31 protein-coding genes, 1 pseudogene and 1 riboswitch are annotated in these 26977 nt (G+C 45.1%); of the genes and pseudogenes, 27 read left to right on the forward strand and 5 right to left on the reverse strand.

Going from position 1 to position 26977, the window contains the following annotated elements:
• Positions 1-4 precede the first annotated feature (4 nt).
• The 17 genes from fadE to sufB all read left to right on the forward strand — a co-directional run bounded on the left by fadE (position 5) and on the right by sufB (position 13486).
• Positions 5-1789, forward strand: coding sequence for an acyl-CoA dehydrogenase FadE (gene fadE, locus QA442_RS05325; RefSeq protein WP_095431852.1), 1785 nt, complete (start codon positions 5-7; stop codon positions 1787-1789).
• Positions 1790-1899: 110 nt separating this feature from the next.
• Positions 1900-2256, forward strand: coding sequence for an arsenate reductase family protein (locus tag QA442_RS05330; protein WP_003222779.1), 357 nt, complete (start codon positions 1900-1902; stop codon positions 2254-2256).
• Between the two features lie 66 nt (positions 2257-2322).
• Positions 2323-2706 carry a glycine cleavage system protein GcvH gene (gcvH, locus tag QA442_RS05335; RefSeq protein WP_014665312.1) on the forward strand — a complete coding sequence of 128 codons (384 nt, stop codon included), beginning with the start codon at positions 2323-2325 and terminating at the stop codon, positions 2704-2706.
• A 55-nt stretch (positions 2707-2761) separates the two neighbouring features.
• Positions 2762-2998 (forward strand): YusG family protein, encoded by a 237-nt coding sequence (locus QA442_RS05340; RefSeq protein WP_003228581.1) that lies wholly within the window; start codon positions 2762-2764, stop codon positions 2996-2998.
• A gap of 72 nt (positions 2999-3070) precedes the next feature.
• On the forward strand, positions 3071-3433 hold the full coding sequence (locus QA442_RS05345) for a toprim domain-containing protein (protein ID WP_041521423.1): 363 nt from the start codon (positions 3071-3073) through the stop codon (positions 3431-3433).
• A gap of 1 nt (position 3434) precedes the next feature.
• Positions 3435-3755: a thioredoxin family protein gene (locus tag QA442_RS05350; protein ID WP_040081889.1), complete on the forward strand. Its 321-nt coding sequence runs from the start codon at positions 3435-3437 to the stop codon at positions 3753-3755.
• Between the two features lie 106 nt (positions 3756-3861).
• Positions 3862-4206, forward strand: a complete 345-nt coding sequence (locus tag QA442_RS05355; RefSeq protein WP_014665309.1) for an SCP2 sterol-binding domain-containing protein — start codon at positions 3862-3864, stop codon at positions 4204-4206.
• Positions 4207-4320: 114 nt separating this feature from the next.
• Positions 4321-4427, forward strand: a riboswitch (SAM riboswitch).
• A gap of 105 nt (positions 4428-4532) precedes the next feature.
• Positions 4533-5558: a methionine ABC transporter ATP-binding protein MetN gene (gene metN, locus QA442_RS05360; RefSeq protein ID WP_003242531.1), complete on the forward strand. Its 1026-nt coding sequence runs from the start codon at positions 4533-4535 to the stop codon at positions 5556-5558.
• Complete coding sequence (gene metP, locus QA442_RS05365) at positions 5551-6219, forward strand: methionine ABC transporter permease MetP (RefSeq protein ID WP_003228593.1); 669 nt, start codon at positions 5551-5553, stop codon at positions 6217-6219. The genes metN and metP overlap by 8 nt, the downstream gene beginning before the upstream one ends.
• Positions 6220-6232: 13 nt before the next feature.
• The gene (gene metQ, locus QA442_RS05370) at positions 6233-7057 is read left to right on the forward strand and encodes a methionine ABC transporter substrate-binding lipoprotein MetQ (RefSeq protein WP_040081892.1); all 825 of its coding nucleotides are present in this window, start codon (positions 6233-6235) and stop codon (positions 7055-7057) included.
• Positions 7058-7397: 340 nt separating this feature from the next.
• A complete protein-coding gene (locus QA442_RS05375; RefSeq protein WP_095431851.1) occupies positions 7398-7775 on the forward strand; it encodes a carboxymuconolactone decarboxylase family protein in 378 nt (125 codons plus the stop codon).
• Positions 7776-7968: 193 nt separating this feature from the next.
• On the forward strand, positions 7969-8106 hold the full coding sequence (locus QA442_RS05380) for a YuzK family famiily protein (protein ID WP_014665305.1): 138 nt from the start codon (positions 7969-7971) through the stop codon (positions 8104-8106).
• Positions 8107-8298: 192 nt separating this feature from the next.
• The gene (gene sufC / locus QA442_RS05385; RefSeq protein ID WP_003327022.1) at positions 8299-9084 is read left to right on the forward strand and encodes a Fe-S cluster assembly ATPase SufC; all 786 of its coding nucleotides are present in this window, start codon (positions 8299-8301) and stop codon (positions 9082-9084) included.
• A 17-nt stretch (positions 9085-9101) separates the two neighbouring features.
• Positions 9102-10415 carry a Fe-S cluster assembly protein SufD gene (sufD, locus tag QA442_RS05390; protein WP_014665303.1) on the forward strand — a complete coding sequence of 438 codons (1314 nt, stop codon included), beginning with the start codon at positions 9102-9104 and terminating at the stop codon, positions 10413-10415.
• Complete coding sequence (gene sufS / locus QA442_RS05395; protein ID WP_071580841.1) at positions 10415-11635, forward strand: cysteine desulfurase SufS; 1221 nt, start codon at positions 10415-10417, stop codon at positions 11633-11635. The genes sufD and sufS overlap by 1 nt, the downstream gene beginning before the upstream one ends.
• Complete coding sequence (sufU, locus tag QA442_RS05400; protein WP_003222809.1) at positions 11625-12068, forward strand: Fe-S cluster assembly sulfur transfer protein SufU; 444 nt, start codon at positions 11625-11627, stop codon at positions 12066-12068. The genes sufS and sufU overlap by 11 nt, the downstream gene beginning before the upstream one ends.
• A 20-nt stretch (positions 12069-12088) precedes the next feature.
• A complete protein-coding gene (gene sufB / locus QA442_RS05405) occupies positions 12089-13486 on the forward strand; it encodes a Fe-S cluster assembly protein SufB (RefSeq protein ID WP_003222811.1) in 1398 nt (465 codons plus the stop codon).
• A gap of 89 nt (positions 13487-13575) precedes the next feature.
• Here sufB and QA442_RS05410 read toward each other — a convergent pair whose 3' ends face one another.
• A complete protein-coding gene (locus QA442_RS05410) occupies positions 13576-13851 on the reverse strand; it encodes a hypothetical protein (protein WP_014665301.1) in 276 nt (91 codons plus the stop codon).
• Positions 13851-13997, reverse strand: coding sequence for an acid-soluble spore protein SspG (sspG, locus tag QA442_RS05415; RefSeq protein WP_040081894.1), 147 nt, complete (start codon positions 13995-13997; stop codon positions 13851-13853). The genes QA442_RS05410 and sspG overlap by 1 nt, the downstream gene beginning before the upstream one ends.
• Before the next feature lie 158 nt (positions 13998-14155).
• Here sspG and QA442_RS05420 point away from each other — a divergent pair, with 158 nt between their 5' ends.
• The 7 genes from QA442_RS05420 to frlD all read left to right on the forward strand — a co-directional run bounded on the left by QA442_RS05420 (position 14156) and on the right by frlD (position 21002).
• Entirely contained in the window at positions 14156-15274 is a 1119-nt protein-coding gene (locus tag QA442_RS05420; protein ID WP_014665299.1) for an NAD(P)/FAD-dependent oxidoreductase, read from the forward strand.
• 102 nt (positions 15275-15376) lie between these two features.
• Entirely contained in the window at positions 15377-15751 is a 375-nt protein-coding gene (locus tag QA442_RS05425) for a nucleotide excision repair endonuclease (protein ID WP_069840299.1), read from the forward strand.
• 205 nt (positions 15752-15956) lie between these two features.
• Positions 15957-16943, forward strand: coding sequence for a fructosamine deglycase FrlB (frlB, locus tag QA442_RS05430; RefSeq protein WP_014665296.1), 987 nt, complete (start codon positions 15957-15959; stop codon positions 16941-16943).
• An 80-nt stretch (positions 16944-17023) separates the two neighbouring features.
• Positions 17024-18292 (forward strand): ABC transporter substrate-binding protein, encoded by a 1269-nt coding sequence (locus QA442_RS05435; RefSeq protein ID WP_279473815.1) that lies wholly within the window; start codon positions 17024-17026, stop codon positions 18290-18292.
• A 57-nt stretch (positions 18293-18349) separates the two neighbouring features.
• Positions 18350-19228, forward strand: a complete 879-nt coding sequence (locus QA442_RS05440; protein WP_014665294.1) for a carbohydrate ABC transporter permease — start codon at positions 18350-18352, stop codon at positions 19226-19228.
• Between the two features lie 3 nt (positions 19229-19231).
• Positions 19232-20134, forward strand: coding sequence for a carbohydrate ABC transporter permease (locus QA442_RS05445; protein ID WP_071580838.1), 903 nt, complete (start codon positions 19232-19234; stop codon positions 20132-20134).
• Positions 20135-20147: 13 nt separating this feature from the next.
• Complete coding sequence (gene frlD, locus QA442_RS05450; RefSeq protein ID WP_279473816.1) at positions 20148-21002, forward strand: fructosamine kinase FrlD; 855 nt, start codon at positions 20148-20150, stop codon at positions 21000-21002.
• A gap of 24 nt (positions 21003-21026) precedes the next feature.
• Here frlD and frlR read toward each other — a convergent pair whose 3' ends face one another.
• Positions 21027-21755 (reverse strand): transcriptional regulator FrlR, encoded by a 729-nt coding sequence (gene frlR / locus QA442_RS05455; RefSeq protein ID WP_071580836.1) that lies wholly within the window; start codon positions 21753-21755, stop codon positions 21027-21029.
• A gap of 180 nt (positions 21756-21935) precedes the next feature.
• Here frlR and QA442_RS05460 point away from each other — a divergent pair, with 180 nt between their 5' ends.
• Positions 21936-23039, forward strand: coding sequence for an ABC transporter ATP-binding protein (locus QA442_RS05460; RefSeq protein ID WP_151257732.1), 1104 nt, complete (start codon positions 21936-21938; stop codon positions 23037-23039).
• A gap of 32 nt (positions 23040-23071) precedes the next feature.
• Here QA442_RS05460 and QA442_RS05465 read toward each other — a convergent pair whose 3' ends face one another.
• Entirely contained in the window at positions 23072-23935 is an 864-nt protein-coding gene (locus QA442_RS05465) for an endonuclease I family protein (RefSeq protein WP_251198667.1), read from the reverse strand.
• Between the two features lie 81 nt (positions 23936-24016).
• Positions 24017-24112, reverse strand: a pseudogene (locus QA442_RS05470) (hypothetical protein); the annotation flags it as partial.
• Positions 24113-24298: 186 nt separating this feature from the next.
• Here QA442_RS05470 and allC point away from each other — a divergent pair.
• Both allC and pucG read left to right on the forward strand, forming a co-directional pair.
• Positions 24299-25537: an allantoate deiminase gene (allC, locus tag QA442_RS05475; protein ID WP_279473818.1), complete on the forward strand. Its 1239-nt coding sequence runs from the start codon at positions 24299-24301 to the stop codon at positions 25535-25537.
• 16 nt (positions 25538-25553) lie between these two features.
• Positions 25554-26804 carry a (S)-ureidoglycine--glyoxylate transaminase gene (gene pucG / locus QA442_RS05480; protein WP_095431842.1) on the forward strand — a complete coding sequence of 417 codons (1251 nt, stop codon included), beginning with the start codon at positions 25554-25556 and terminating at the stop codon, positions 26802-26804.
• Positions 26805-26977 lie beyond the last annotated feature (173 nt).

The following is a 26977-nucleotide window of genomic DNA, read 5'->3' on the forward strand; positions in this document are numbered from 1 at the left end:
ACAAATGGCAAAAAAAACAGCTGATATACTAAAAGGCGGCGGATTCTTAATCGAGGATGTCACATACGATCAAATGTATACACCGGAGGATTTCACTGACGAGCATAAAATGATTGCGAAAACAACAGAGGATTATATCGAGCAAGATGTTCTCCCTCATATAGATGACATCGAAAACCATCAATTTGAGCATTCTGTCAGACTGTTGAAGAAAGCGGGCGAACTAGGGCTGCTTGGCGCCGATGTGCCGGAAGAATACGGCGGGCTCGGCCTAGATAAGATCAGCTCGGCGCTCATCACTGAGAAATTTTCGCGTGCGGGAAGCTTTTCTCTTTCCTATGGCGCGCATGTCGGCATCGGTTCCTTGCCGATTGTCTTTTTCGGATCAGAAGAACAAAAGAAAAAATATTTGCCTGGCCTCGCTTCAGGCGAAAAGATCGCGGCTTATGCTCTGACTGAGCCTGGCTCTGGGTCTGATGCACTTGGAGCAAAAACAACAGCCGTGCTGAACGAAGCAGGAACGCATTATGTATTAACCGGGGAAAAACAGTGGATTACCAACTCTGCTTTTGCCGATGTTTTTGTGGTTTACGCTAAAGTGGATGGCGACAAGTTTTCAGCCTTTATTGTAGAAAAAGAGTTCCCAGGTGTCTCCACGGGACCGGAAGAAAAGAAAATGGGAATCAAAGGATCATCGACGAGGACCCTCATTTTGGATCAAGCGGAAGTGCCGAAGGAAAACCTGCTCGGAGAAATCGGCAAAGGGCATGTCATCGCCTTTAATATTTTAAACATCGGCCGCTACAAACTGGCGGTTGGCACAATTGGCGCATCTAAGCGGGTCATCGAGCTGTCTGCGGCATACGCAAATCAGCGCCGCCAATTTAAAACACCGATTGCAGGTTTTTCATTGACACAGGAAAAAATCGGGACAATGGCCTCAAGGCTGTATGCGATGGAAAGCTCTGTATACAGAACCGTCGGGCTGTTTGAAGACAATATGAGCCAGTTCACGGCCGAAGACCTCAAGGACGGCCGGCAAATCGCCAAGTCAATTGCGGAATACGCCATCGAATGCTCTCTGAATAAGGTGTTTGGCTCTGAAACGCTTGATTATATTGTTGATGAAGGCGTTCAGATTCATGGAGGCTACGGCTTTATGCAGGAGTACGAAGTAGAAAGAGCTTATAGGGATTCAAGGATCAATCGAATTTTTGAAGGCACAAACGAAATCAACCGATTAATCGTGCCAAGCACTTTCCTGAAAAAAGCGCTAAAAGGCGAGCTGCCTCTATTTGAAAAAGCACAGTCGCTGCAGGAAGAACTCATGATGCTTATGCCTGAAGAGCCTGGAAGCGGCGTCTTAGAGCAAGAGAAATATATCGTTAAGCAAGCGAAAAAAATTGCGTTGTTTGCCGCCGGCCTAGCTGCGCAAAAATACGGAAAAGCCATCGATCATGAGCAAGAAATTCTCGTGAACGTCGCGGATATCGTCAGCAATGTATACGCAATGGAATCGGCCGTGCTCAGAACGGAAAAGGCCATTGCAGCACAAGGCGCTGAAAAAGCTGCGCAAAAGGTGCTGTACACAGAAATTTTCGTTCAAGAAGCCTTTAACGAAATTGAAGCGCATGCGAAGGAATCCCTTATCGCAATGGAAGAAGGAGACTCACTCCGCATGATGCTTTCCGCTCTGCGAAAGCTGACACGCGTAACGCCTAAAAACGTGATTCAGAAAAAACGCGAGGCGGCGGCAGGCATTTTTGAGGCTGAGAAATATATTGTCTGATTGGCCATGAGCTCCGCATGCGCGGAGCTCTTTTTTAAGAAGCACTGTTTTAGGTTTTTAAAACAAACTGTGTTAAAATAACCTCGATTATTTTATTGAGGGGGAAGAAGATGTCGTTAACTTTTTACTGGTACCCTAAATGCGGAACGTGCCGCAAAGCAAAGAAGTGGCTTGAAGAGCATGGGAAAGAAATAAACGAAATACATATTGCTGAGCAGCCGCCAAGCAAAGAAGAATTAAAAGCGCTTTATGAAAAAAGCGGGCTGGATCTCAAGAAATTTTTCAACACGAGCGGCATGAAATACCGCGAGCTCAATCTCAAGGAAAAGCTGTATCACATGTCAGAGGACGAACAGCTCGAACTGCTGGCTTCAGACGGAATGCTGATCAAACGCCCGCTTACAACAGACGGCGAAAAAGTGACTGTCGGATTTAAAGAAGACCAATTTGAAGAAAACTGGGCTTAATGTAAATTTTTTTTGAAAAGTGTGGTATCTTCTTATTGTAGTGCTGTAAAAAATGGAGGGATTCAATTGAGCATACCAAAAGATTTGCGTTACTCAGGAGAACACGAATGGGTAAAAGTTGAAGGAGAAAAAGCCAGAATCGGAATTACGCATTTTGCCCAGTCCGAGCTAGGCGACATCGTGTTTGTCGAACTTCCTGAAGTGGGCGCTGAAATCAAAGCGGACGAGCCATTCGGCAGTGTTGAATCCGTTAAAACGGTATCTGAGCTTTATGCGCCGATTAACGGAACTGTTGTGGAAGTAAACGAAGATCTTGATGACAGTCCGGAATTCGTCAACGAATCTCCGTACGAAAAAGCATGGATGATCGTCGTTGAGCCGACTGACGCTTCTGAAATTGAAAAACTGATGACAGCAGAGCAATACGAAGAGATGACACAAGAAGACTAAAACAGGATAGCCGTAAAAGCAATTGGACACGCTAACGTTATGGGAGGTGTCCAATATGGCTTTCGACAAACAAAAGCTCGATGTCACCAACGACGTGACAGGCCGCTTTCAAAATGGCCGGCTCTCGTTATATCATGATAATGAGATGATCGGCCAAATGACAAGCATGAATGAATATGAGCTTAAGTCCGGTTATTCCTTTGAAAATGAGAAGTTTTATAAGACAGCCGATGTGGTCTCTGGTGACGACGCAAAATATGTAGATTGTGACTACGAAAACGGCTGGTGTTAAATGTAGGCGGTGAATTTCACTGCCTTCTTTTACAATCTGAACGTTTCAAATTTGACGCGGCAGGTGAAGAAGATGGATGAGCTGGAAAAGGTTATGATTGTCGAGGGGAAATCAGATAAAGAGAAAATCGAAAGCGTCCTGAATGAACCGGTGCGCATTATCTGCACAAACGGAACAATCAGCCAGCTGAAGCTTGAGGAATTGGCTGACGAGCTTTATGATAAAGACGTCTATATATTAGTTGATGCTGATGAATCAGGCGAGAAATTGAGAAAACAGCTGAAGCGTGAATTTAATGAAGCCTGCCATCTCCATATCGACAGAGCCTATAAGGAAGTAGCGGCTGCGCCCAGGCACCATGTCGCCTCTGTATTGCTGCGTGCGAATCTGAATGTCCATACTATTTTTCTTGAAAGAAAGTCCCGAGGTGTATAGCATGAAAGAACTCCAAGAACACGAACTTGATCACATTGAAGATGATGTGTACCTTCTATATTTATATACTCCGTTTTGCGGCACCTGCCAGCTTGCAAGCAAAATGCTGACAGTGGTGAAAGAAATGCTGCCTGATGTCGCCTTCTATCAAAACAATGTCAATTACTCTCCGACATTTGCAAAAGCATATCAAATTGAAAGCGTCCCTTGTTTTCTGCTGTTTAAAGGCGGAAAGGTGGTCGAAAGAGGATATGCGTTTCATTCCGTTTCTTATTTATATGAGCTGATCAAACAAAAATCATCTTCCGCATCCCAATTATGACATATTTCTCAGCATATCCAACGAAATTGTCGTTCGTTTTATAAAGGGGTTCTTGCGACAGAGAGAGAAATGTGTATGTATGACCAACAAATAGGAGGTTGTACATATGGAGAAAGCGGAAGTTTTAGAAGATGAGTATCAGCATCTGTTTTTAAAACCCCTTTTGAATGCCTCAACATTGCTCATTACCTTTCAAGGAGAAGCAGAAGCCTTAACCGTCTCAATAAACGAACAGGGAGAAATGAAAAAAGTTTCTCCGCCCCAAACGTCCAACCTGACCTTTTACGGAAACCAAACGGAAATTATTGATTTATTGCACGGAGATATTTCCCTTCAGCACTTGATTCAGAGCGGAAGCCTCAAAGTAAAGGGGTCATTCAGGGCCCTGTTAAAGCTAGAAGCCATTCTCTGGCTGACAAATGGATTTTTTCAGAGGATTTCAAAGAATTGAAAAATAATAAATTATTATAATAGTAAAAGTTGTCATCATTTATTTTATTGACATTTAATCATTCGCCGTGCTATTCTACATTAAGAATTTCCGGACGAAAAAGACTATATATTTCTCTTATCAAGAGAGGTGGAGGGAAGTGCCCTATGAAGCCCGGCAACCATCAACGCTGTTGAAATGGTGCCAATTCACACGAAGCGTTCAGCTTTGAAAGATGAGAGAAAGGCATTTTATATAAGCCTTTCTGCTCAAGTGTGCAGAAAGGCTTTTCTTTTGCAGAAAAAACCGGAAGATTTCTTAGAATAGTGTTAAGGCAGGTGATTGCTTTGATCAATCTTCAGGATGTTTCAAAAGTTTACAAGTCGAAACATGGAGATGTCAATGCTGTCCAAAATGTCTCGCTTTCCATTAAAAAAGGTGAGATTTTTGGAATTATAGGATATAGCGGAGCTGGTAAGAGTTCCTTAATCCGTCTGCTGAACGGCCTTGAGAAACCAACCTCAGGAACCGTGGAAGTGGCGGGAACAAAGATTAATGAAGTAAATGGACGCGGTTTAAGAAAAGCACGCCATGAGATCAGTATGATTTTCCAGCATTTCAATTTGCTTTGGTCGCGGACTGTCAGAGATAATATCATGTTTCCTTTAGAAATTGCCGGGGTGAAAAAGAGCGAGCGGATCAAGCGCGCCAATGAACTGATTAAACTGGTAGGTTTAGAAGGAAAAGAAAAATCATATCCATCCCAGCTGAGCGGCGGTCAGAAGCAGCGTGTCGGAATTGCCAGAGCGCTTGCAAACAATCCGAAGGTTCTCCTTTGTGACGAAGCGACATCAGCATTAGATCCGCAAACGACAGATTCAATTCTGGATCTATTGTCCGATATTAATGAAAGACTCGGTTTGACGATTGTGCTAATTACGCACGAAATGCATGTCATCCGCAAAATCTGCAACAGAGTCGCCGTCATGGAAAACGGTAAGGTGGTCGAAGAAGGCGAGGTTCTCGACGTCTTCAAAAATCCAAAGGAACAAATGACAAAACGATTTGTTCAACAGGTGACAGAGCCAGAAGAAACGAAAGAGACGCTTCAGCACCTTCTTGATGACACAGCATCAGGAAAAATGGTTCAGCTCACATTTGTCGGTGAGTCAGCTGAACAGCCTCTGATTACAGAGATGATCAGAAACTTCAATGTCAGCGTCAATATTCTGCAAGGGAAAATTTCGCAGACGAAGGATGGAGCTTACGGTTCACTGTTCATCCACATTGACGGAGACGAGGAAGAAGTGCAAAACGTGATCCGGTTCATTAATGACAAACAGGTGAAAGCAGAGGTGATCACGAATGTTTGAAAAATACTTCCCGAACGTTGATTTAACTGAATTATGGAACGCGACATATGAAACACTTTATATGACGCTGATTTCTTTACTGTTTGCTTTTGTCATCGGGGTCATCCTCGGCTTGCTGCTCTTTCTGACGAGCAAAGGAAGCCTCTGGCAGAATAAAGCGGTCAACTCTGTGATTGCTGCCGTTGTTAACATATTCAGATCGATTCCGTTCCTTATTTTAATTATTTTACTATTAGGGTTTACGAAGTTTTTAGTCGGCACGATCTTAGGGCCAAACGCCGCATTGCCGGCGCTGGTCATCGGCTCGGCACCGTTTTACGCACGTCTTGTTGAAATCGCGCTGCGTGAGGTGGATAAAGGTGTGATTGAAGCCGCTAAATCAATGGGCGCGAAAACGTCTACGATCATTTTCAAAGTGCTGATTCCGGAATCAATGCCGGCTCTTATTTCTGGCATTACGGTTACAGCCATCGCTTTGATCGGCTCAACGGCAATTGCCGGAGCCATTGGTTCAGGAGGCCTTGGAAACCTTGCGTACGTAGAAGGATATCAGTCTAATAACGCTGATGTTACCTTCGTTGCTACTGTGTTTATTTTAATCATCGTATTTATTATTCAAATCATCGGTGATTTAATAACAAATATTATAGACAAACGATAAGGGAGGATTTACATTGAAAAAGCTATTTTTGGGTGCATTACTGCTTGTATTTGCAGGAGTTATGGCTGCCTGCGGTTCGAATAACGGCGCTGAATCCGGCAAGAAAGAAATTGTCGTTGCAGCAACGAAAACACCGCATGCGGAAATTTTAAAAGAAGCTGAACCATTGCTGAAAGAAAAAGGCTATACGCTGAAAGTGAAAGTGCTTAGTGATTACAAAATGTACAATAAAGCTTTAGCTGATAAAGAAGTGGACGCGAACTACTTCCAGCACATTCCTTACCTTGAGCAAGAAATGAAAGAAAACACAGATTACAAACTTGTGAATGCCGGCGCTGTTCACTTAGAGCCATTTGGTATTTACTCTAAAACATACAAATCACTGAAAGACCTTCCAGACGGTGCGACAATCATTCTGACAAACAACGTTGCTGAACAAGGCCGTATGCTTGCAATGCTTGAAAACGCTGGATTAATCACTCTTGATTCTAAAGTGGAAACCGTTGACGCAACATTGAAAGACATTAAGAAAAACCCGAAAAACCTTGAATTTAAAAAAGTAGCGCCTGAATTAACGGCAAAAGCATATGAAAACAAAGAAGGAGACGCGGCCTTCATCAATGTAAACTATGCGATTCAAAATAAATTAAATCCTAAAAAAGATGCAATTGAAGTAGAATCAACGAAAAACAACCCATATGCTAACATCGTCGCAGTGAGAAAAGGCGAAGAAGATTCTGCAAAAATCAAAGCGCTGATGGAAGTTCTTCACTCTAAAAAGATCAAAGACTTCATCGAGAAAAAATACGACGGAGCTGTGCTTCCTGTATCTGAATAAGTCTGAAACCCCGGATGAGAAATCCGGGGTTCAATTATTGACAAAGCCCTAAAACGATATTCGTTTTAGGGCTTTGTCCTCTTTTCAGCGTGAGTGAAAACCCTTGAAGTCTAGGAAGGACGAGCATAGGAGCGGACATTCACAGGATGTGATGACGACGGCGTTTAGGCAGGACGCCTGAGAATTTAGCCGTTGATCCACTTCGCATTGAGCACCAACGCGCAAGTCTGACAACGAATGCGAAGGTTTGCTGACACGGTGAAACCCCCGGGTGAGAAATCCGGGGTTTTTTCGCGTATTTTCCCAAAAGCTGCTCATAATAAAAAGGAATGTTAAACAGATGGAGGGATTTTCTTTGAATCAAGACAGAGGAAGCATGAAGGACGCGCTAAAACAATATAAACATGGTTTAGGCACATTTGAACAAAAGATGCCGCTGATGGGAAGGAAATTTAACGAGTTTACTGAACAGTGCTTTGCCGGGAATTCTCTGACTGAAAGAGAAAAACAGCTGATCGCCCTCGGAATCGCGATCAATGCTCAGGACGAATATTGCATGATCTATCATACAAAAGGCTGTCTTGATCAGGGAGCGACAGAAGAAAACATTCTCGAAGCCGTCAGTGTGGCAGCGGCATTTGGAGGCGGCGCGGCCTTCAGTCAAGGCGTGACAGTTGTCCAGCAGTGCATTGAGGAATTCGGAAACACCACGCATTAAGAGAAGGAATATTCCGAAAAACCATTCTCATTTGATCTGAATGGATGCTTTCGTCTCATCTGCCGCTATTTCAAGCCATATCCTTTTTGCGGCATCAAACGCAGCACTGATACAATAGAAAGCAAATATATGAAGGGATTGATTCATTATTTGCAGCAGCCAGGACAGACTGAACCTCGATTATACGTCAGAAATGGAAAAAGCGATGCAGCTGTCACACGGAATTGGATACGAGGAATACGGACGCCGGCTGGAAACAAGAATGAAAGTAGAGCGGCAGAGAGAGCTTGATTATCAAAAAAGCAAGCGGATTTCTGCAGGAGCTTATTGAGAAAATCAATCTTTTAAAAAAGGGTGGGAATCCACTCTTTTTCTTTTTCAATCGCTTTAATAAAGTGCCGATCTTTGTTAAACTTGAGGAATGTGCGAGGCACGATAAAAAGTTGTATTTACTTTTCATTTGTTATAAAATTAGAATGAGAATAAAATGAGAATAATGATTATATATTTTGGAGGTATAGATATGGCTGCTTCAACATTAACGATCAAAGATCTTCACGTTGAAATCGAAGGGAAAGAGATCTTAAAGGGTGTAAACCTTGAAATAAAAGGTGGAGAATTCCACGCAGTAATGGGCCCGAACGGAACTGGTAAATCCACTTTATCAGCTGCTATTATGGGGCATCCTAAATATGAAGTAACAAAAGGCAGCATCACGCTTGACGGCAAAGATGTACTGGAGATGGAAGTGGACGAGCGTGCGCAGGCAGGCTTATTCCTTGCGATGCAGTACCCAAGTGAAATCAGCGGTGTGACAAATGCCGACTTCCTTCGCTCAGCAATCAACGCGCGCAGAGAAGAAGGCGATGAAATTTCTCTTATGAAATTCATCCGCAAAATGGACGAAAACATGGAGTTCCTTGAAATGGACCCTGAAATGGCTCAGCGCTATCTTAACGAAGGCTTCTCAGGCGGGGAGAAAAAACGCAACGAAATTCTTCAATTAATGATGATTGAACCGAAAATCGCCATCCTTGATGAAATCGACTCAGGTCTTGATATTGACGCTTTGAAAGTTGTATCTAAAGGGATCAACAGAATGCGCAGCGAAAACTTCGGCTGCCTGATGATCACTCACTATCAGCGCCTGTTAAACTACATCACTCCGGATGTTGTTCACGTTATGATGCAAGGCCGCGTTGTCAAATCCGGCGGTGCAGAGCTTGCACAGCGTCTTGAAGCAGAAGGTTATGACTGGATCAAACAAGAACTTGGCATTGAAGACGAAACTGTTGGCCAAGAAGCGTAAGCGTTAGGGGGATTAATATGACACTAGATACAAAACTATCCGTAGATCAGGAGTATCTCAAAAGCTTTTCCGAAAAGCATCAAGAACCTGCCTGGCTGAAAAACCTGCGCTTACAGGCTCTTGAACAAGCTGAGGATCTGCCGATGCCGAAGCCTGACAAAACTAAAATCACAAACTGGAACTTCACGAATTTCGCGAAGCATACAGTTGATAACGAACCGCTTTCTTCATTAGAAGATTTGACTGATGAAGCAAAAGCGCTGATCGACGTTGAAAACGAAGATAAAACATTATACGTACAGCGTGACCAGACGCCGGCATACCTTTCACTTTCTCAAGAATTGAAAGACAAAGGCGTTATCTTCACTGATATTCTGACTGCTGCTCGCGAGCACAGCGACTTGGTGGAGAAATACTTTATGAAGGACGGCGTGAAGGTTGATGAGCATAAGTTAACTGCACTTCACGCGGCTCTTGTTAACGGAGGAGCATTCCTTTATGTTCCGAAAAATGTTGAGGTGGAGACGCCGGTTCAGGCTGTTTATGTCCACGAAAGCAATGATACAGCTCTATTCAACCACGTGCTGATTGTGGCTGAAGACCACAGCTCTGTCACATATGTAGAAAACTATATCAGCACTGTAAACCCGAAAGACGCTGTCTTCAATATTATCAGTGAGGTCATCACAGGTGATAATGCCAGCGTGACATACGGTGCGGTGGATAATCTGTCAAGCGGTGTGACAACTTATGTGAACCGCCGCGGCGCTGCTCGCGGACGCGACAGCAAAATCGAATGGGCTCTCGGCCTGATGAACGACGGCGACACGATTTCCGAAAACACAACAAACCTTTACGGTGACGGCACATACGGCGATACGAAAACGGTTGTTGTCGGAAGAGGAGAGCAAACAGAAAACTTTACAACACAAATCATCCATTTCGGTAAAGCTTCTGAAGGCTATATCTTGAAGCACGGTGTAATGAAAGATTCTGCTTCTTCTATCTTTAACGGAATCGGCAAAATCGAACATGGCGCTTCTAAAGCGAATGCGGAGCAGGAATCACGTGTGCTGATGCTCAGCGAAAAAGCACGCGGAGACGCCAACCCTATTCTTTTAATTGACGAAGACGATGTAACTGCAGGACATGCGGCATCTGTCGGCCGTGTGGACCCTATTCAGCTTTACTACCTGATGAGCCGCGGTATTCCGAAAGAAGAAGCAGAACGCTTAGTCATTTACGGATTCCTTGCACCGGTAGTAAATGAACTTCCGATTGAAGGCGTTAAGAAACAATTGGTTTCTGTTATCGAAAGGAAAGTGAAGTAATGAATATCACAGATATTCGTGAACAGTTCCCGATCCTTCATCAGCAAGTGAACGGACATGATCTCGTTTATCTCGACAGCGCGGCGACTTCCCAGAAGCCGCGTGCTGTCATTGAAACACTGGATAAGTATTATAACCAATACAATTCCAATGTTCACCGGGGCGTCCATACACTTGGAACCAGAGCGACAGACGGTTATGAAGGAGCGCGTGAAAAAGTCCGCAAGTTTATTAACGCGAAGTCAATGGCTGAGATTATTTTCACAAAAGGCACGACCACATCACTGAATATGGTGGCGTTAAGCTATGCGCGCGCCAACCTGAAACCTGGTGATGAAGTGGTCATCACCTACATGGAGCATCATGCGAATATCATTCCGTGGCAGCAGGCTGTCAAAGCGACTGGCGCCACATTAAAATATATTCCGCTGCAGGAAGACGGAACGATTTCTTTAGAAGACGTCAGAGAAACGGTCACAAGCAACACAAAAATTGTTGCAGTGTCTCATGTATCTAACGTTCTCGGCACGATCAACCCGATTAAAGACATGGCGAAAATTGCCCATGATAATGGGGCTATTATTGTGGTGGACGGTGCACAAAGCACGCCTCACATGAAAATTGACGTGCAGGATCTCGATTGCGACTTCTTTGCGCTTTCTTCCCATAAAATGTGCGGGCCTACCGGTATTGGTGTGCTGTACGGAAAGAAAGCCCTGCTGGAAAACATGGAGCCTGCCGAATTCGGCGGTGAAATGATCGACTTTGTCGGGCTTTATGAATCAACTTGGAAAGAGCTTCCGTGGAAATTCGAAGCGGGCACGCCGATTATTGCAGGAGCAATCGGTCTCGGTGCCGCCATTGATTTTCTCGAAGAAATCGGTCTTGATGAGATTTCCCGCCATGAGCACAAGCTTGCAGCTTATGCGCTTGAACGCTTCCGCCAGCTTGACGGCGTAACGGTTTACGGGCCAAAAGAGCGTGCCGGGCTTGTTACATTTAACCTTGATGATGTTCATCCGCACGATGTGGCGACTGTGCTTGATGCGGAGGGAATCGCAGTCAGAGCCGGCCACCATTGCGCGCAGCCGCTGATGAAATGGCTGGATGTAACTGCTACTGCAAGAGCAAGCTTTTATCTGTATAATACAGAGGAAGAGATTGATAAGCTTGTGGAAGCTCTTCAAAAGACAAAGGAGTATTTTACAAATGTCTTTTAATGCAAACTTAGATACATTGTACAGACAGGTGATTATGGATCATTACAAAAACCCGCGCAATAAAGGGGTTTTAAATGACAGCATCGTCGTGGATATGAACAACCCGACATGCGGCGACCGAATCAGGCTGACAATGAAGCTTGACGGAGACATCGTGGAAGATGCGAAATTTGAAGGGGAAGGCTGTTCCATTTCAATGGCATCCGCTTCGATGATGACTCAAGCGATTAAAGGGAAAGATATTGAAACTGCCCTTTCCATGTCTAAGATTTTCTCGGATATGATGCAAGGGAAAGAGTATGATGATTCTATAGATCTCGGGGATATTGAAGCCCTTCAAGGCGTTTCAAAATTCCCTGCCCGTATCAAATGTGCAACCCTGTCATGGAAAGCACTTGAAAAAGGAGTCGCAAAAGAAGAAGGCGGCAATTAAAAGGATTGGAGTGAAAATGGATGGCTAAAAAAATGCCTGATATTGGTGAATACAAGTATGGTTTTCACGACAAGGACGTTTCCATTTTCCGTTCAGAGCGCGGATTGACAAAAGAAATCGTAGAAGAAATTTCTCGCATGAAAGAAGAGCCTCAATGGATGCTTGATTTCCGCTTGAAATCACTTGAGCATTTCTACAACATGCCGATGCCTCAATGGGGCGGAGATTTAAACTCACTGAACTTTGACGAAATTACGTACTACGTAAAACCGTCTGAGCGTTCAGAGCGTTCTTGGGATGAAGTTCCTGATGAAATTAAGCAAACATTCGACAAGCTTGGTATTCCTGAAGCTGAACAAAAATACCTTGCGGGTGTTTCTGCTCAGTACGAATCTGAGGTTGTATACCACAACATGAAAGAAGATCTTGAAGCGCAAGGCATCGTCTTTAAAGACACTGACAGTGCACTGAAAGAGAATGAAGATATTTTCCGTGAGCACTGGGCAAAAGTAATCCCGCCGACTGATAACAAGTTTGCGGCGCTTAACTCAGCTGTTTGGTCCGGCGGATCTTTCATCTACGTGCCTAAAGGCGTGAAGGTAGAAACGCCGCTTCAAGCTTACTTCCGTATCAACTCTGAAAACATGGGCCAGTTCGAACGTACACTGATTATTGTTGACGAAGAAGCAAGCGTTCATTACGTTGAAGGCTGTACTGCGCCTGTTTACACAACAAACTCACTTCACAGTGCGGTTGTTGAGATCATCGTCAAAAAAGGCGGCTACTGCCGTTATACAACGATCCAAAACTGGGCAAACAACGTTTATAACCTTGTCACAAAGCGTACAGTCTGTGAAGAAAACGCAACAATGGAATGGATCGACGGCAACATCGGTTCTAAGCTGACAATGAAATATCCGGCTTGTATCTTAAAAGGCGAAGGCGCGCGTGGTATGACGCTTTCTATCGCTCTTGCGGGTAAAGGCCAGCATCAGGATGCAGGTGCGAAAATGATTCACCTTGCACCAAACACATCATCTACAATCGTATCAAAATCGATTTCAAAACAGGGCGGAAAAGTAACGTACCGCGGAATCGTCCACTTTGGACGCAAAGCGGAAGGCGCCCGCTCTAACATCGAGTGCGATACGCTCATTATGGATAACAAATCAACTTCAGACACAATTCCTTACAATGAAATCTTAAATGATAACATTTCATTGGAGCACGAAGCGAAAGTGTCTAAAGTATCTGAAGAGCAGCTCTTCTACTTGATGAGCCGCGGTATTTCTGAAGAAGAAGCAACTGAAATGATCGTAATGGGCTTCATCGAGCCATTCACAAAAGAGCTTCCAATGGAATACGCAGTTGAAATGAACCGTTTGATTAAGTTCGAAATGGAAGGTTCTATCGGTTAATTGTTTCACAAAAAAGGACGTGACTGGTTTTCAGTCGCGTCCTTTTTGTATGAAGAAGAAAAACCGCTGGCCGCAGGACCCGCGGTTTTTTACTCTTCTTCTATTTCCTGGTTGATAATTTGTTTTACAGATGATCTGCTGTTATTTTCTCTGTTCATCTCTCGCAATTGAGTATAAGCCATATCGAATTCCTCTTTTGTCATCTGCTTTGCGGCTAATGCGGAGCATAATATAGCAAAAGCAATTGGCATTGTATCAATGTGAATGTCGATATGGACCTCTGAGTTGCCGCTGTTTTTGATAGCAGATTCAGTAGTGGGTATCTCTTGTGCATGTCTGTTGATAGGAATGATATTTTCGTTCATTAGTCTTCTCCGTCTTGTGTCTGAGCCTGTGCCTGATCCTGGTCTGTGTTCACGCTGACCACGACTTTTGCATTACCGCTGTTTTGGACTTTTGCGACTGCCGCATCGCGTCTGTTTTCCTCATTTTCATGACGATTTTCGCTCATGGTATCATCCTTTCTCTATTGATAGTGACAGAATATTCGATAGGAGAGTAAAGAGATTGGACGAACTTCGCGGTTTTTCCACATTAGGGCAAAAGGTCGAAGGAAAGCATTTGATTTGGTAAAATGAATAGACATCATAATAGAAAAGGTGTTTGCATATGAAATCATACATCATTGTCGGCGCAGGAATTCTCGGCGCTTCGACGGCTTATCATCTCGCAAAATCTGGCGCTCAAGTTACTGTCATTGACCGGAAAGAGCCGGGACAAGCGACTGATGCGGCGGCGGGGATCGTCTGTCCTTGGCTCTCACAGCGCCGTAATCAGGATTGGTACCAGCTAGCTAAGGGAGGAGCACGGTACTATACGGATTTAATCCATCAATTGGAAGAGGACGGTGAAACGGATACAGGATATAAGCGTGTCGGTGCGATCAGCATTCATACTGATCCGGCGAAGCTCGATAAGATGGAGGAGCGGGCGTATAAGAGGCGGGAGGATGCGCCAGAGATCGGTGAGATTACCCGCTTATCCGCGAGCGAGACGAAAAAACTGTTTCCGATTTTGGCTGATGGCTATGAATCGGTTCATATCAGCGGGGCCGCCCGCGTGAATGGAAGAGCGCTGTGCCGGTCGCTTTTAAGCGCTGCGGAGAAACGCGGCGCAGAGATCATCAAAGGAAATGCATCCCTGCTTTTTGAAAACGGAACAGTCACCGGCGTGCGAACAGATACAAAGCAGTTTGCGGCAGACGCGGTGATTGTGGCGGCGGGGGCATGGGCCAATGAAATCATGAAGCCTCTTGGCATTCATTTTCAAGTGTCTTTTCAGAAAGCGCAGATTATGCATTTTGAAATGACAGATGCAGATACAGGATTCTGGCCGGTTGTGATGCCGCCGAGTGATCAGTACATTCTTTCGTTTGATAACGGCAGAATTGTAGCCGGCGCCACACACGAAAACGATGCCGGTCTTGATGATCTGCGTGTGACAGCCGGAGGCCAGCATGAAGTATTGAGCAAAGCGTTAGGCGTTGCACCGGGCCTTGCTGATGCCGCTGCCATTGAAACAAGAGTGGGCTTCAGGCCGTTTACACCGGGATTTCTGCCGGTCATAGGGGCCGTGCCGAATGTTCAAGGCCTGTACGCTGCTAATGGTTTGGGTGCTTCTGGCCTGACGATGGGGCCGTTCTTGGGTGCAGAGCTCGCAAAGCTAGTTCTCGGAAAGCAGACAGAATTAGACCTTAGCCCTTATGATCCAGCCGGAGCACTTGCATAATAAGTAAGAGCATGACAAACAAATAGTATAAAGCTGTTCTGGCTTTTCTTTTCTGTATGTGTTAGCATTTATCTTTAATGAAAAAGAGGACGTGAACTGATTTTGATAAAAATTGATATCCCCGCACCGAATGTCACCATCACTGAACGACAGCAGTCAGCTAATGATAACGAGCCGAAAATAAAGGCGATATACGGCTTCATCGACTTTCACCAGATCCCACGGGATAAAGGCGGCATCTTTATGTTTTATAACATTCATGACGAGCTGCTGTTTGTCGGTAAAGCCAGAAAGTTAAGACAGAGAATTAAGAAGCATTTTGAAGACAATGTCTCACCGATCAAACATCACAGAGACGAAGTATATAAAATTGAAGTATGTGTAGTCGATGATCCAATGGAAAGAGACATTTACGAAACCTATATCATCAATACACAGCAATCGAAGTACAATGTGGACAAGGTATTTTTTAAATAAGAGACGTCAGTCTGCGGATTGAACAGCGAAGCCAGAGCTTAAATGAAGTTCTGGCTTTTCATTTGGGCATTTTTTCACTTATAGGTCTAGTCTACAATTATTGAGAAATTTCAGAAAATAATATTGACAATCCTGGCTGTGGACTTTAATATAACAATATATAATGTTATATAACGTTATATAATAAAAATGGGGAGTGAAGGATTTGAGTCAGGCCACAGCAAAAGTAAATCGTGAGGTTCAAGCTTTCTTGCAGGATTTGAAAGGGAAAACCATTGACCATGTATTCTTTGTCGCATGCGGAGGATCTTCGGCCATTATGTACCCGAGTAAATATGTGTTTGACAGAGAGTCAAAATCAATCAACTCCGACCTTTACAGTTCTAATGAATTTATTCAGCGCAACCCTGTTCAGCTTGGCGAAAAGTCTCTTGTTATTTTGTGCTCGCATTCGGGAAATACCCCGGAAACAGTCAAAGCTGCTGCGTTTGCGAGAGGCAAAGGCGCACTTACGATTGCGATGACGTATAAGCCGGAGTCTCCTTTAGCGCAGGAAGCGCAGTATGTTGCCCAGTACGATTGGGGTGATGAGGCGCTTGCGATCAATACGAACTATGGCGTTCTGTATCAAATCGTTTTCGGAACCCTGCAAGTTTTAGAAAACAATACGAAATTTCAACAGGCAATTGAAGGCTTAGACCAATTACAGGCTGTGTATGAAGAAGCCCTTAAGCAGGAAGCTGACAACGCAAAGCAGTTTGCAAAAGCTCATGAAAAAGAAAGCATTATTTATACAATGGCAAGCGGTGCAAACTACGGTGTCGCTTACTCCTACAGCATCTGCATTCTCATGGAAATGCAATGGATTCATTCCCACGCCATTCATGCCGGAGAATATTTTCACGGACCGTTTGAAATTATTGATGAATCCGTGCCGTTTATCATCCTGCTCGGTTTAGATGAAACAAGGCCTCTTGAAGAGCGGGCGCTTACCTTCTCGAAAAAGTATGGCAAAAAGCTCACTGTGCTTGATGCTGCATCTTACGACTTCACTGCAATTGACGATTCAGTTAAAGGTTACCTTGCTCCGCTCGTTCTCAACCGTGTGCTGAGAAGCTATGCAGACGAGCTGGCAGAGGCGAGAAATCATCCTTTATCTCATAGAAGATACATGTGGAAAGTTGAGTATTGATCTGAAAATGAGGAACCATTATGCATTAGACTATAATGTTATATAACATTATAGTCTAATGTCCAGAGGAGGCCAACCCTTTGAAGAAAATATTGTTGTTCTTGATCATTGCAGCTGTCAGTATGTTCACCATTGCGGGCTGTTCGAGCCAAAGCAGTTCAGCGGACGGAAAGGTGACATTGAAGTTTTTCCACAGATGGCCGAAGGAGCCGGAAAAAAGTTATTTTGAAGAAGTTGTGAAGGAATTTGAAAAAGAACACCCTGATATTCATATTCAAACGGAAGCGGTTTTGAATGACTCCTATAAAGACAAAATTAAGGTTATGCTGGGAACCACCAGCCCTCCTGACATTTACTTCTCTTGGAGCGATGAGTTTGCTTATAAATTTATCAGAGGCAATAAAGCACTTGATCTCTCGTCCTACTACAAAAATGACACCGATTGGTCATCACAGCTCGTTCAATCGCAAATTACACCATTTACTTATGAAAACAAGCAATATGGCGTGCCGTGGCAAATGGACGCTAAATCATTCTTCTATAATAAAGACATTTTCCAAAAGCTGAAACTTGATCCCCCGAAGACGTGGGATGAATTAATCAAGGTGTCAAAAAAGCTGAAAGAGCATGGCTACACACCGATCAGCTTCGGAACAAAGGCGACTTGGACAATCTCGCACTATATCGGCACGCTTAATCAGCGGATGGTCGATGAAAAAACACGGGAAAAGGACTATAACGCCAAAACGGGTGAATTTACTGATGAAGGCTACGTAAAAGCCCTTGAAAAGCTTCAAGAGCTGACGCCTTACTTTAATAAACATGTAAACTCCGTCGACCATGAATATGTGAGACAGCAATTTAAGAGCGGAAAGTCGGCGATGATATATGCGGAAACAGCGGAAATCAAGTTGGTTGAACCGGTTAACCTCGGGATGTTCCCATTTCCTGAAATCAGCGGGCAAAAAGGATCTTCAGAAGCATTAACGGGAGCGCCGGAAGGATTCATGATTTCCTCAAGAACAAAACATCCGAAGGAAGCGATGGAGTTTTTGCAGTTCCTGACGTCGAAAAAAATGGGCGAAAAGCTCGTGAAAGATGTTGGAAAATACAGTGCGGTGCAAGGTACGGCTACTGAAGAAAATTCAACAGCCACTCAGCGTGAAGCCGTTCAGCATATTGTTGACGCTAAATCAATGGTGCCATGGTTTGATATGGATGTCGATGTTGAAGTCGTAGATGCGTACCTAACGAGCGTCCAGCAGATGCTTGGCGGCGACATGACACCGCAGCAGGTGATGAAAGCCGTTCAAAAAGCAGCAAAGCAGGCGAGGGCGTCAGCTGAATAAATCAAAGAAAAGGTGAAGCTTCGCACCTTTTCTTTTTATAAAGGAGATGAGATACCCTTGGTCAATCAAAATAAAATAATCCCCTATTTGTTTTTGGTGCCCGCTCTCGTTTTTTTACTTTTCGTTTATATCCCGATTTTTGAGAATGTCTTCCTCAGCCTGTTTCAGTGGAGCTCTTTTTCTCCGGAAAAAACGTTTATCGGCTTGAAAAACTATGTTGAATTGTTTCATGATCCTGTCTTTTATCAGGCGCTTACCAATAATGTGCTTTACGCAGTGATCTCAATTGTATGCCAGGTATTTGGCGGTTTGATTTTGGCGGCGGTGCTTGAGGATAAGCTGGTCAGAAAATGGTCGCCGTTTTTTCGTACCGTTTTCTTTTTGCCGGTTGTCATCTCCATGACGGTGATCGCGCTTTTGTTTGATTTTATTTACAATCCGGAGACAGGGCTTTTGAATCAGCTGCTTCAGGCCATCGGTCTTGATCAGCTGACGAGGGCCTGGCTCGGAGATGACAGCACAGCTATGCTTTCTGTCATTTTTGTGTCCCAGTGGCAATCTGTCGGTTATATTGCGATGCTGTACATCGTGTCGATCCAAAAAATACCGGATGAACTGTATGAAGCGGCCCGGCTTGACGGCGCGGGGAAAATTCAGCAGTTTTTTCATATTACTATTCCACAGACGAAAGAGATGTCTTTTGTTGCTGTGGTCATGACGCTGACTGGGGCCTTTACGGTATTTAATGAGCCGTACATATTGACAGGCGGCGGGCCGGGAAACGCGTCAGAAGTCCTGAGCACGTTTTTATATAAAAGTGCCTTTACAAAGGATATGATGGGCTACGCCTCAGCGATTGCCACTGTCGTGTTAATCATTACGCTCGCATTGTCGCTCATGCAAATGAAGTTCTTTAAAACCGGAAAGGAGGAGTAACAGATGCTGCCTCAGAAGAAGACAGATTCGTTCAGATTGGAGCCTGTGCCTGACCAGCACATTGAGGTCAAAAGAAAGACTAGGCGAAAATGGTACATCGGAGAAACGTCTGTGTGGGTTTTTCTGTTTCTTTATTTGATTGCGATTGCCTATCCGCTTCTATGGATGGTGATGAGCGCCTTTAAAAACTCTGACGATATTTTTGAGCACAGCTGGTCGCTGCCGTCTTCGTGGCATCCGGAAAACTTTGTGTCCGCCTGGAACCAGGGGATTTCTTCTTATTTTATGAACAGCGTCATCGTTACGGTGCTGACGTGTGTGATCACTGTCTTTATCAGTGCATGGGCGGCGTACGGCCTTTCCCGGTTTGAGTTCAAAGGAAAAGGATTCTTTTTGGTGCTTTGTCTTGGCGGTTTGATGCTGACGCCGCAGGTCAGTCTTGTGCCGCTTTATTCTATTATTCAGTCGCTGGGCCTGTACAATACGTATTGGGCATTAATCCTGCCGTACGCGGCTTACCGGATCCCATTCACCATCATATTGATCCGCTCTTATTTTCTTTCTATTTCAAAAGAATTAGAGGAGGCGGCTTATTTAGATGGATGTACAAGTTTCGGAGTATTTTTCAGAATTTTCTTACCAATGAGTGTGCCGATTTTAGTGACATCCGGCATTTTGACGGCTTACCATACGTGGAATGAGTTTATGTTTGCGATTATTTTCATAGATGATGAGAATTTGCGGACCATTCCAGCTGGGCTGATGCAGTTCAGAGACGCGCTGCAGACTGATTGGGGCGTCCTGCTGGCCGGGTTAACGATTTCAGCCGCGCCGATTATTATTCTATTTTTATTGATGCAGAAATATTTTGTCCGCGGGATTGCAAGCGGCAGTGTAAAAGGATAAAGGAGGAAGCACTATGAAATTGATTGCGGTTGGAGATAATGTTGTCGATTACTACCAGGATCAAGAAACATTTTACCCGGGAGGAAATGCCTTAAACGTTGCTGTGCTTGCCAAGCGGCTCGGGCATGAGTCTTCTTATATCGGAATCGTTGGCAATGACGAAGCCGCGGCACATGTGTTGAACGTTCTCAAGCTGGAGCAGGTCAATGCAGATTATATCCGCCAGGCGCACGGAGAAAACGGGATGGCGATTGTCACTCTTGATGAACAGGGGGACCGTATTTTTGTCAGATCAAATAAAGGCGGCATTCAGTCTCGGCTTCGCCTCGCGTTTCAGGAGAGAGATGTATCTTTTATCAGCGGGCATGATCTGCTGCATACGAGCGTGTACAGCAGGCTTGAGAACGATCTTCCGCAGCTGTGCGGGCTTGTCCCTGTCTCATTTGATTTTTCAACCAATCGGGAGGATGTTTATTTGAGGAGGGTCTGTCCTTATGTGACATATGCGTTTTTTTCAGGAAGCGATTTGAGTGAGTCGGAATGCGGCGAGCTTGCCAAAACAGCTCATGGGTACGGAGCCAAAATGGTTTGTATGACTCGAGGGGGTCAAGGTGCAATCCTGTCTGCGGGTGATCGAATCTATCATCAGCCGATTGTGGAAACTGATATAATAGATACACTTGGAGCGGGAGATTCTTTTATAGCAGGCTTTTTGACTGCCTTTTGCGTGAAGCAGGATATAACGTACGCTTTGCGCCAGGCCGCCGAAACGGCTGCAAAAACATGCGGTGTGTACGGAGCTTTCGGCTATGGCTATCCTTATCGCTTGGAGGACGGGGGAAGCAGTGAAAAAACGAGAATACTATAAGCAGTGTCTCGTTTTTTATGCCTGTTATGTGTAGGGGCTGTTGATGGTAAAAGTGACACGGTTTGTGTGCATCAAAAACAGTGAGCAATAGATTGGCTGGTCGTTTGAAGTAAAAGCGGTTTTATCAATTTCAAACAGCGCATCCCCGATATCACAATCCAGATATTTGCTTTCCTCCTGCTGGGCATATACAACGTTTAATAGTTTCGTATTGTGCGTGGGTACAACTTTGTATTGCTGTTTTAAAATATCATGCATAGATACACCATCAGCAATAAAGGTATCAATGCCGGGAAACAAATCAAGCGGATAATGCGTCACTTCAAAGGTGAGAGGCTGATCATCGTTATACAGAATCCGTTTTAATTCAACGACAGGGCTCTCGGGATGGATTTGAAGCTTTTCGGCGATAGGCTTTGGCGCTGGAATGATGTCATGGGACAGCACTTGGTGCTTCGGTTTTTTGCCGGTTGATTCCATAAATTCCGAGTAGCCGTTTACAGCGATCAGCTCTCGTTTTAATTTAGGGCTTTTAACGAACGTTCCCTTTCCCTGCTGCCTGATGAGATAGCCTTCTTCGACTAAATCGAGAATGGCTTTTCTGACGGTGATGCGGCTGACGTTATACTTGCTGCAAAGTTCGCTTTCGGTAGGCAGCTTGGCGGTTGGGGAATACACGCCCTTTTTGATGTCATCAGTGATGATTTGTTTTAGCTGAATGTATAAAGGTGTAGAACTTCCGTTGTTTAACAAAGGGTAGCCTCCTTTTAACCTATTATTTATATTATAATGTATTATGACGTTATAATACAAATTTACATTTTTTATTTTAGAAATATAGCAAAAATGGGAATCGATTACTCTAAAAATAACAGAAAGACCAAGTTGTTTCCAGTGACGAAATAACGATCAAAAGATAGGGGGAATGTTCTGATGGCTTCATTAACATTCGAACACGTCAAAAAATCATATCACTCACAATTAACCGTGAAGAACTTTGATTTAGATGTAAAGGATAAGGAGCTATTGGTGCTGGTGGGGCCGTCAGGATGCGGAAAATCAACAACGCTGCGGATGGTGGCTGGATTAGAAAGCATTTCTGAAGGAAATCTTCTCATTGATGGGGAGCGGGTCAATGATCTTCCCCCAAAAGAACGTGATATTGCGATGGTATTTCAAAACTATGCGCTTTATCCGCATATGACGGTTTTTGATAATATGGCGTTTGGATTAAAGCTCAGAAAGATGGCGAAGCAGGAAATTGCCGAGCGGGTTCATGCGGCAGCCAGAATTTTAGAAATTGAACATTTGCTGAAGAGAAAACCAAAGGCGCTCTCCGGCGGGCAGCGGCAAAGGGTGGCGCTTGGGAGATCGATTGTAAGGGAGCCGAAGGTCTTTTTAATGGACGAGCCGCTTTCTAATCTGGACGCAAAACTAAGAGTGACGATGCGGACAGAAATCAGCAAGCTGCACCAGCGATTAGAGGCAACGATCATTTATGTCACGCATGACCAGACCGAAGCAATGACAATGGGAGATCGGATTGTCGTCATGAATGAAGGGGAAATCCAGCAAGTGGCGAAACCTCATGACATTTATCATTACCCGGCGAATCTGTTTGTCGCAGGCTTCATCGGCTCTCCCGGAATGAACTTTTTAAAAGGTGTTATAGAACAGCAGCATGGCGAGCTGTTTTTCACAAACCCTTCGATCCGTCTTCATATTCCTGAAGAAAAAGCAAAGCGGCTGAAGGAAAACGGATATGCCGGAGAGCAAATGATTGCCGGAGTCCGGCCGGAGCACATCACACAAATGACAGGAAATAAACAGGTGTTTGATTCAGTGTTTAAAGCAAAGGTAGAAGTGAATGAAAATCTGGGCTCAGAGCTCATTGTGCATGTCATGGCTGGGGGCGAGCGGCTGACGGTTCGCCTGGATGGAAACACGCGAATCGCAGCAGGCGATTCAATCCAGCTCACAGTGAAAATGGATCACGTCGTCTTTTTCGATGCGGAAACAGAAGAGGCTGTGTATTAGGAAAGGTGCTCCTTTTTAGGAGCACCTTTTTCTTACGGCCAAATCTCATCCGCCCATTCAGGGTGATCGATAAATGGGTTGCGGTTGTGTTGATATTTCTCATAAATGATTTCATTTCTTTTCCGCTCACGGTCGTCAACCGGATCCTGCTTATTCCACTCGAGCAGGACAGATTGTTTGCCATGATAAGGAGCTGAGCCATTGCCTGTCTTATCATTAAGCTCAAGGTCAGGGTAGCCGTCATCACCCTCGTAACGGACAGCCATGTAAAACAGCATGCGGGCAACATCGCCTTTCACATCATCACGGGGCTCCCATGAATCGCCGTCATAATAATTTCCGGGTGCCTTTGCATATTCAGTGCCGCCATTGTCAAAATCCATGTTTCCTCTGGCGCTGTTAACTTGAACATCAGCCGGGCGCAAATGATGAATATCAGTACCAGGTCCCTTGCTCGTACCAAAATCGCCATGGGATTTCGCCCAGACGTGCTCGCGGTTCCAATCGCCGACATTGCCGCCGTTCAGGTTTTTGGACCGCGATTCATTCGTATAGAGCAGGATGACGTTATTCGGATTAGCCGGATCTTCATCGGTTTCTTTCAGCGCGTTCCACACCTCGCTGTAGGACAGCATCGTGTGTCCGCTGATGATGCGGTGCAGGGCGCTTTTTAGCGAGTCTCCTGTTTTGCCTTCAGCCCCTTCATAATAGGTATCTGTGTCAGCATAGGGTGCAGCGGGGGCTAATGAGAGAAGACTACCTGTCCCTGAAGGGGAAGACGCCAATCGGTCATTAAGGCTTAATGCGGTTTGCCCGCTTGCTGAAGCTGCCGGCGCAAACCATCCGGAAATCAGTAATACACAGACGAGCGGCAGAAACCATGCTTTTTTTGTCATCACTTGCCCTCCTTTTATGAGATCATGTCTATTATCTAAAATTGACATAAAGGATAGAAGTGTCATTTTGTATATTTTTCATTAAAATTGTAAATTAGTTCCTTTGGAGGAGGCGGAAATCTCCTGTTCGCATATCTTTAGGTCCTGTTTTTGCGAGCTGCCGCCATTTCTGTTTTTACCGCCTCTCCCGCAAGCCTAGCTCGTACATATGAAAGGCAGTTTGACGCTTTCTGACAGGTAGGGTGAACCTGATTGCTAGATACTGTGACCAAAAAATAAACGTTTTTTTGGTTAATATGCCAATGAACTATCATGTTCCTCCTTCTATAATGAAGTCACTATAACGGCCAGAGGGGGGAGTACATGGAAAAGCAAAAGCATTCAGTAAAAAACAGCATCACAGATTATATTGAATGGCTCGCCCAATACGGTGCGTCCGCGGACGGCGGCGTAACGAGGCTTTTATACACAAAAGAGTGGATGGACGCACAGCTTGCCGTGAAAACAGAAATGTCTTCTTTCGGGCTTGAGACAAGATTCGACGATGTCGGGAATGTTTTTGGAAGGCTTTCGGGCACCCAGTCTCCGGATGAAGTCATTGTAACCGGTTCACATATCGATACTGTTATCAACGGGGGGAAATACGACGGCGCCTATGGTGTTTTGGCGGCAATGCTTGCGATAAAGCAGCTCAAAGAGGCCTATGGAGCGCCGAAAAAAACACTCGAAGCGGTATCCTTATGTGAGGAGGAAGGCAGCCGTTTTCCACTGACCTATTGGGGATCAGGGAATATGACGGGTGTTTTTTCATTACAGGATGGAGCAGAGCCAAGAGACGAATCAGGAGTCTCGCTGCAAACTGCGATGCATGAGAGCGGTTTTGGCAAAGGCGTGTTTCAGCCGGCATATCGGACAGATATCAGCGCTTTTGTTGAGCTTCATATTGAACAGGGGCAGACGTTGGAAATGTCAGGCCGGGATCTCGGCATTGTGACAAGTATTGCGGGGCAGAGGCGATATCTCGTCACGCTGGAAGGGGAATGCAATCACGCGGGAACCACCTCCATGAAATGGCGCAAGGACCCGCTCGCAGCCAGCAGCCGTATCATTCATGAGCTGCTGCTGCGGTCGGAGGAGCAGCCGGAGGAGCTCCGTCTGACATGCGGAAAAATAACGGCAGAGCCCAATGTAGCCAATGTCATACCGGGACGCGTCCAGTTTTCAATCGATATTCGCCATCAGCATCAGCACGTGCTGGAGCAGTTTCATAAAGACATGGTTGCTTTGATCAATGGTATTTGCCATCAAAAAGGAATTCGCGCCGTGATTGATGAATATATGCGGATAGAGCCTGTGCCGATGGATGAAAGGCTGAAGGCTGTGGCTTTTGAAACAGCATTAGAAAACGGCTTCAGCTGTGAGGAAATGGTGAGCGGAGCTGGGCATGACGCGCAAATGATTGGAAGGCGTTATCCTGCTTGTATGCTGTTTGTGCCAAGCCGGGGCGGCATCAGCCACTCGCCGAAGGAATATACCTCAGCCAGACAGCTTGAGATCGGCGTCCGCGCACTGACTGATTTATTACACAAACTGGCTTACTGATAAAGGAGGAATGGCTGTGTCAGGCAGAAGAGAATTATGCACCCCGTTAAGAACGATTATGACGCCGGGGCCTGTTGAGGTTGATCCGCGGGTATTAAGAGTAATGAGCACCCCGGTTGTTGGCCAATTTGATCCGGCGTTTACCGGTATTATGAATGAAACGATGGAGATGCTTCGGGAGCTGTTTCAAACGAAAAACCGCTGGGCATACCCGATTGACGGCACTTCACGGGCGGGTATTGAAGCAGTGCTGGCTAGCGTAATAGAGCCGGAAGATGATGTGCTCATTCCCATTTACGGCCGTTTCGGTTACTTGCTGACTGAAATCGCCGAGCGGTATGGGGCTAATGTTCATACGCTTGAGTGCGAATGGGGAACGGTTTTTGACCCGGAGGACATCATACGGGAGATAAAAAAAGTGAAGCCGAAAATTGTGGCGATGGTGCATGGAGAAACATCGACAGGACGGATTCACCCGCTGCAAGCGATCGGTGAAGCCTGCCGCACTGAGGATGCATTGTTTATCGTCGATGCAGTCGCAACGATCGGGGGCTGTGAGGTCAAAGTCGATGAATGGAAGATTGACGCTGCCATCGGCGGGACGCAAAAATGTTTGTCTGTGCCATCAGGAATGGCGCCGATTACATATAATGAGCGGGTGGCGGACGTGATTGCAGCCCGCAAAAAGGTGGAGCGCGGGATTGCGACACAAGCTGACAGGGCAGCATTTTCGGAAAATCGGCCAATTACAAGCAACTACTTTGATTTGAGCCAGCTTGAGGATTATTGGAGCGAAAGACGGCTCAATCATCATACAGAAGCGACGACGATGCTGTACGCCTTGCGTGAGGGTGTCAGACTGGTGCTTGAAGAAGGCCTTGAGGCCCGTTTTGAGCGGCATCAATATCAAGAAACCGCATTAGCGGCAGGAATAAAGGCAATGGGGCTAAGATTGTTTGGAGATGCAAGCTGCAAAATGCCTGTTGTCACCTGTGTTGAAATTCCCGGCGGCATCGATGGCGAGTCTGTCCGTCGAGTGCTGCTCGAACAATTCGGCATCGAAATCGCCAGCTCATTCGGCCCGCTCGCAGGGAAGATCTGGAGAATCGGCACGATGGGCTACAGCTGCAGAAAAGAAAATGTGTTATTCGTGCTTGCCGGTTTAGAGGCTGTGCTTCTCAGGCATAATGCAGGTATCGAAGCAGGAAAGGCGCTCCAAGCGGCGCTTGATGTATATGAAAACGCTGGCCGACAGGCAGCGGTGTAAAGAAAAGCTTGCGGACCTCCGCAAGCTTTTTAAGCTATCATTTCGTGTTTTCTCCAATTTGATTTTCTTCGTTTGACTCTTTTTACAAATCCTCTTTCTATGTGTTTCATTTTCTGACAAATCATGAGTCATTTTCTCTTCCATCATCTATTCTTTATACAAGTTACCCATAC

Source organism: Bacillus stercoris (assembly GCF_029772985.1).
Classification (GTDB): domain Bacteria; phylum Bacillota; class Bacilli; order Bacillales; family Bacillaceae; genus Bacillus; species Bacillus stercoris.